4 protein-coding genes and 1 pseudogene are annotated in these 6,643 nt (G+C 66.0%); 4 read left to right on the top strand and 1 reads right to left on the bottom strand.

The annotated features are described in order from the left end of the window. The first annotated feature begins 265 nt into the window (after positions 1 to 265). Positions 266 to 1,930 carry a putative bifunctional diguanylate cyclase/phosphodiesterase gene (locus AC05QJ_RS31385; RefSeq protein ID WP_476745035.1) on the top strand — a complete coding sequence of 555 codons (1,665 nt, stop codon included), beginning with the start codon at positions 266 to 268 and terminating at the stop codon, positions 1,928 to 1,930. Positions 1,931 to 2,001: 71 nt separating this feature from the next. Here the strand turns inward: AC05QJ_RS31385 and AC05QJ_RS31380 are convergent, their stop codons facing one another. Next, complete coding sequence (locus tag AC05QJ_RS31380; RefSeq protein WP_476745034.1) at positions 2,002 to 3,384, bottom strand: NorM family multidrug efflux MATE transporter; 1,383 nt, start codon at positions 3,382 to 3,384, stop codon at positions 2,002 to 2,004. Positions 3,385 to 3,517: 133 nt separating this feature from the next. Between AC05QJ_RS31380 and AC05QJ_RS31375 the strand changes: the two genes are divergently transcribed. The 3 genes and pseudogenes from AC05QJ_RS31375 (at position 3,518) to AC05QJ_RS31365 (ending at position 6,600) form a co-directional block, all read left to right on the top strand. Then, entirely contained in the window at positions 3,518 to 4,462 is a 945-nt protein-coding gene (locus tag AC05QJ_RS31375) for a LysR substrate-binding domain-containing protein (protein WP_476745033.1), read from the top strand. Between the two features lie 152 nt (positions 4,463 to 4,614). Further along, positions 4,615 to 5,736 (top strand): annotated as a pseudogene (locus AC05QJ_RS31370) (Cache 3/Cache 2 fusion domain-containing protein); the annotation flags it as partial. Then, positions 5,731 to 6,600 carry a methyl-accepting chemotaxis protein gene (locus AC05QJ_RS31365; protein WP_476748045.1) on the top strand — a complete coding sequence of 290 codons (870 nt, stop codon included), beginning with the start codon at positions 5,731 to 5,733 and terminating at the stop codon, positions 6,598 to 6,600. The pseudogene AC05QJ_RS31370 and the gene AC05QJ_RS31365, both read left to right, overlap by 6 nt. Positions 6,601 to 6,643: the final 43 nt, after the last annotated feature.

Genomic DNA, 6,643 nt, shown 5'->3' with positions numbered 1-6,643 from the left:
GACGTAAACCGGGGGTGGCTGAAAAATAGCCGCGCAGTTTAACAGGGGATGGCCGGTATGGCGCGACCGTCTGACAGTGTGACGCAGCACAATATCCAGATTTGCGGGCTTTGCTACTTTCAATCAGGATGCGTGCCCGGAATGAACGGTTTTCCCGCACGGCACTGCCGTGTTCCAAGTGAAAATCATTTACATTAGTGCCCGGTGTCGTTTCCCGCTGATCCAGCGTCAATGACTGCGTCCGCGTGCTGACTAAGGAGAGAGCTTGTCTACGCCTGCCGAACCGTTGCGTTTGCTCCTGCTGGCCGAAGAGCCCGAATGGGCTGTCGCCCTCGGGGAGTCGCTGTTGCCGCTGGCCGGCACGGCGGTGTTGCTGACGGCGCCGAGCTGGGAGTCGGTGGACAGCCTGTTCGCACGCGACCGCAACGCCGTGGTGCTGACCACGCCGGGTCGCCAGCCGGCACCGGGCCGCTGCGACCTGCCGATGGTACTCCTGCTGGAAGCAGAACCGGCGCAGGCGCCGCCCGGCGTCAGCGACTGGCTGGTGCGCGGGCACATGGGCAGTGACGTGCTGCGCCGCTGCCTGCGCCATGTGCGCGAACGCGGTGTCCTGGAAGCCACCCTGCAACGCCTGGCCGAGCAGGACCCGCTCACCGGCATCGCCAACCGCCAGGGCTTCGGTACCTTGCTGGCGGCGCGCCTGGCCGAGAATGACGGCCGCGGTGTCGCCCTCGGCCACCTCGACCTCGATAACTTCCGCCACGCCAACGACGCTCTCGGCCATCAGGGCGGCGATCGCCTGATCCTGCAGGTGGTGGGGCGGCTCAAGAGCCAGCTGGAAGCCGGCGACCGCTTGGCGCGCCTGGGCAGCGACGAGTTCGCCCTGCTGATCGACACCCGCCGCGAACCACAGCGGGCCGAGTGGGTCGCCGAACGCATTGTCGAGGCGCTGGCCGAACCCTACTGGATCGACGGCGAAAGCCTGCTGATCGGCTGCAGCCTCGGTGTTGCCCACGCCCGCGCCCAGGCGGGGGCCGACCCGCTGATGTGGCATGCCCACATCGCCATGCAGCAGGCCAAGAGCACCCACGGCTGCACCTTCCACATCTTCGATGAACGCATCAACCGCAACGCCCGCAGCCTTGCCGACCTGGAAAGCGAACTGCGCCGCGCCCTGCGCCGTGACGAACTGGAGCTGCACTACCAGCCACGCCTGGACCTTGCCGAGGGCCGCATCGTCGGCCTGGAGGCGCTGGTACGCTGGCGTCATGCCGAGCGCGGCCTGCTGCCGCCGAGCGAATTCGTACCGCTGGCCGAGCAGAGCGGGCTGATCGTGCCCTTGGGCTACTGGGTGATTTCCCGTGCCTTGCGTGATGTCCAGGTGCTGCGCGAGCGTGGGTTGGCGCCGTTGCACATGGCGGTGAACCTGTCGTTCCGCCAGTTCCAGGACAGCCAGTTGCTGGCGACCCTGAGCCGGCTGATCGTCCAGCATGGCGTCGATGCCCGCTGGCTCGAATTCGAACTGACCGAAACCGCCGTGATGCGCCGCAACGACCTGGTCAAGCAGACGATGGACGCCCTAGGGCGTCTGGGCGTGCGCTTCTCGCTGGATGACTTCGGCACCGGCTTCTCGTCCTTCGTCCACCTCAACAGCCTGCCGATCGCCTTGCTCAAGGTAGACCGCAGCTTTGTCGCCGGCATGGAGCAGCGCGAAGAAAACCGCAAACTGGTCCACGCCATGATCAACCTGGCCCACAACCTTCATCTGGAAGTGGTGGCCGAAGGCGTGGAAAGCGAAGAGCAACTGGATCTGCTGCGCAGTTTTGGCTGCGACCAGGTGCAGGGTTACCTGATCAGCAAGCCGCTGCCGATCGAGCCGCTGGTGGAGTTCCTGCTGGAGAATGCGGCGCAGCAGACGGTGGCCCTCTAGTTCTCAGGGCCTCATCCCAACAAGTGGAAGCTGGCTTGCCAGCGATGAGGCCTTGGGAAACAACCACAGCATCAGGATCGAACCGGAATTTCCGATCCAACACCACCGATCATCCACTTCATCCGCCACTCGAACGCCAGCGTCAGGCTGATCGCCGCGCAGGCCAGTCCCAACGCCAGCCCCCACCAGACCCCCACCGCGCCCATGTTCAACGGGAACGCCATGATCCATGCCGCCGGCGCGCCGATCAGCCAATAGCAGCACAGTCCCACCAGGAAGGTGGTCTTGGCGTCCTTGAGGCCGCGGATCGAGCCCATGGCGATGGTCTGGATCCCGTCGAACAGCTCGAACCAGGCGGCCACCATCAACAGGCTCACCGCCAACTGGATCACCCCGGCGAAGGCGGGATCGTTGCGGTCGAGGAACAGGTCTACCAGCGCCTCGGGCAGCACCCAGAACAGCACCGAGAAGCCCAGCATCAGCGCCGCGCCAAAGCCGATCCCCACCCGCCCGGCATGCCGCGCGGCCAGTAGCCGGTCGGCCCCGTAATGCAGCCCGACGCGCATGGTCACCGCATAAGAGAGCCCTGCCGGCACCATGAACGCCGTGGAAACGATCTGCAGGGCAATCTGGTGGGCGCCCAGCTCGGTACTGCCCATGGTGCCCATGCACAGCGCGGCAAAGGCGAACAGGCCGACTTCCACGGTGTAGGTGCCGCCAATCGGCAAGCCAAGGCGCCACAGCTCGCGCAGCGCCGGCATCGACGGCCGCGACAGGTTTTTCCGGATCGGGTAGGGCGCATAGGCCGGATGCTTGCGGATATACAGCGCCAGGGCCACGGCCATGCAGTTGGCGACGATCGCCGTAACCAGGCCGATCCCCATCAGCCCCAGCTTCGGCAGGCCGAACATGCCTTCGATCAGCGCGTAGTTGAGCAGGAAGTTGGCCACTGTCCCCACCAGGCTGATGACCATCACCGGCGACGAGCGCCCCAGCGCGCTGGTGAAGCCGCGCAAGGCCATGAAGGTCAGGTAGCCGGGCAGGGCGAAGGGCAACAGCAGCAGGAACTGGCTGGCATGCTCGACGTTGCCGGGCGTCTGCCCCAGCAGCAACAGCACCGGCGACAGGTTCCACAGCACCAGCGCTGCCACCACCGCCATCACCCAGCCCAGCCACAGGCCGGCCTGGGTCAGGCGGGTGGCGCCTTCGGGGTCGCCGGCGCCATGGCGGATGGCGACCAGCGTACCCACCGCCGCGATCACACCGAGGCAGAAGATCGACACGAACGAATAACTCGCCGCGCCCAGGCCGCCGCCAGCCAGGGCCTCGGGGCTGATCCGCGCCATCATGAAGGTGTCGGTGAGCAACATCAGCATGTGCGCCAACTGCGAGGCAATCAGCGGCCCCGCGAGCCGCAATAGTGCCTTGAGTTCATGGGTTGGCGCGGCCTGCATGGTCGGTGTCCTTTTGCTCGATGTAAGGGGAAGCGACCCATTCTCGGCCTTTGCAGCAGACCGCACAAAAGGATAAAAACGATCAGTGGCATGATTAAAACTCATGCGAAGATGCGCGCCAGGAGGTTTGCCCATGTCTCACCGTCTTCCCCCGTTGTATGCCCTGCGCGCCTTCGAGGCTGCCGCCCGGCACAGCTCGTTCACCCGCGCCGCCGATGAGTTGAACATCACCCAGAGCGCGGTCAGCCGGCATATCCGCACCCTCGAAGAACACTTTGCCTGCCGCCTGTTCATCCGCAACGGCCGCAGCCTGCAACTGAGCGAGGCGGCGCGCTTGCTGCTGCCCGGCGTGCGCGAGGGCTTCGGCGCGCTGGAGCGGGCCTGTAGCACCCTGCGCAGTGAAGACGGCGTGTTGCGCATGAAGGCGCCCTCCACCCTGACCATGCGCTGGTTGCTGGCGCGGCTCAGCCGCTTCCGCCACTTGCAGCCGGGCAATGAAGTGCAACTGACCAGCGCCTGGATGGATGTCGATCATGTCGACTTCAATCAGGAACCCTTCGATTGCGCGGTACTGCTGGGCGATGGTCACTTCCCGCCGGACTGGGAAGTCAGCCGGCTGTTCGCCGAGCTGCTGGTCCCGGTGGGGGCGCCGGAATTGCTCAAGGAAGGCCCGTGGACCGTGGAGCGCCTGGCCACTTGCGAACTGCTGCACCCGACGCCGGACAAGCGCGACTGGCGCACCTGGCTGGCGCGCATGGGGCTGACCGAGCAGGTCTCGCTCAAGGGCGGCCAGGTGTTCGACACCCTGGAGCTGGGCATGATCGCGGCGGCGCGGGGTTACGGCGTGTCCATGGGCGATTTGCTGATGGTCGCCGAAGACGTCGCCCAAGGTCGGCTCAGCCTGCCGTGGCCGGCGGCGGTCGCCAGTGGCCTGGACTACTATCTGGTCTGGCCGCGCACCCGTCCGGGCGGCGAACGCCTGCGCCGTCTCAGTGATTTCCTGCAAGGCGAGGCGCGGGCCATGCGCTTGCCAGAAGTCGAGATGCTGCAGGCAAATGAGCCCAACGACGGTGAATGAACGTTTGCGCTGAATATCCGCGCGATACGCTCAAGTAATCTGCTGCCGCGCCGAAATGTCTGGGACGAGGGTCTCAGGAGAAGGCCCCGGTTTTCTCATGCCGACGGTGCAAGGCGATCAGGACGATCCCTGCCTGATTGCCAGGAGCTTTCATGTCTCAACCCCGTGCCCGGATTGCCTCGCAGCTCGGTCTCGCCCTCGCCGCCGTGCTGGCGGTGGTGGTCACCGGCAGTACCCTGTTTGCCCTGCGTTCCCTCGACCACGCCAACGTCATGACCCGCCAGGAGCACCTGGCCAGCGAGGCGCGGCTGCTGGCCGACCAGCTCAGCACCTTCCACGGTTCGCTGCGAGAGAGCACCCAGCGCCTTGCCGGCCTGTTCGAAAAGCGCTTCAAGACCGGACTCACCCTGCAGGGTGGCACTTCGATCCCGGTGGCCGGCGTTGCCACGCCCGGCCTGTTTCTCGACGGCCAGGCGCTGAACAACGAATTCAGCGAGGTGGATGAATTCCGCCAGCTCACCGCCGGCGTCGCCACGGTCTTCGTGCGCAGCGGCGACGACTTCGTGCGCATCACCACCTCGCTCACCAAGCAGGACGGCAGCCGCGCCATCGGCACCCTGCTGGACCGGCAGAGCCCTGCCTACGCCAAGATCATGGCCGGCCAGCCCTATGTGGGCCGTGCCCTGCTGTTCGATCGCTTCTACATGACCCAATACACCCCGGTGCGCGACGACAGCGGCCGGGTGATCGCCATTCTCTTCGTCGGCTTCGACTACACCGACGCGCAGATTGCCCAGTTCGACAACCTCAAGCGCTTCCGCATCGGCCAGACCGGCTCGCTGGCGCTGCTCGACGAACAGAACCGCTGGATGGTGGCTCCGGCCGGCGTTACCGCCACCGAGCAGGCTGCGACGCAACTGGCCGAACTTGCCCGCAACCCCGGGCAGGGGCGCTTCTGGGATGACGGCGTCGAAGAGTTGTACAGCGTTGCCGCGCCGTTCGCCGGCGGGCCCTGGACCGTGCTGGCGAGCATGCCGGAAGAGGAAATCCGCGCCGTGACCTGGAGCGTGGGTACGCGCCTGGCCATCGGCAGCCTGCTGGCGATGCTGCTGGCGGTAGGCGCCACCCTCTGGCTGCTGCGGCGCAAACTGCGCCCACTGGATGATCTGGTGCGGCAGGCCGAGGCCCTTGGCGCCGGCGATCTGGACGTGCGCCTGAAGGTCGCCAGCCACGACGAGATCGGTCAGCTGGCGAGCAGCTTCAACAAGATGGGGGATGCCTTGTCGAACATGGTCCTGCGTATTCGTGAAGCGTCCCAGCAGGTCGGCGACCGTGCCCATGCCCTGGCCGGTATGTCGTCCGGTGCTTACGAAGGCATGGAGCAGCAGTCTGGCGAAATCAACAGCATGGCGGGTGCGGTAGAAGAGTTCAGCGCCACCTCGTTGAACATTGCCGACAGCATGGGCAACACCGAGCGCATGGCCCAGGACAACGCCCAGCAGACCCGCATCGGGCGCTCGTCGATGGACGAGGCATCGTCATCGTTGCAACAGATCGCCGAAGCCCTGGCTGACACCGCCAAGGTGATCGACGTTCTCGGTGCCCGCTCCCAGGAAATCGGCGGCATCGTCGGCGTCATCACCTCGATTGCCGAGCAGACCAACCTGCTTGCGCTCAACGCCGCCATCGAGGCGGCGCGGGCGGGCGAGCAGGGCCGTGGCTTTGCCGTGGTCGCCGACGAAGTGCGCAGCCTGGCGGCGCGTACCCGTCAGGCCACCGATGAAATCTCGGTGATGATCGACAGCGTGCAGCAGCAGACCGGCAACGCCATCAGCACCATGGAGCAGGGCAACCGCCTGATGCAGGAAGGCTTGCAGCGCAATGCCCGGGTGGCTGAAGCGCTGGCGCGGATCGACGAGCAGAGCCGCAGCGCCGGGCAGCAGTTCGCCGCCATCACCACCGCCACCCACGAGCAGAGCACCACCGCGACCTTGCTCAGCAGCAACCTGCAGAGCATCGCCCTGGCCAACAGTGAACAGCGGGAAGTGGCGAGCAACCTGGCCGCCACCGCCCATGAACTGGAGGGGCTGGCGCGGCAGTTGCGGGAGGAAGTGGGGCGCTTTCGGGTAGATCGCTGAGCTGCGATTCTCGGGGATTGTGGGAGCGGGTGTTACCCGCGAT

Source organism: Pseudomonas sp. TUM25319, assembly GCF_056388475.1.
The sequence above is the reverse complement of the archived record's forward strand: the minus strand, read 5'-3'. Positions and strand labels throughout refer to the sequence as shown.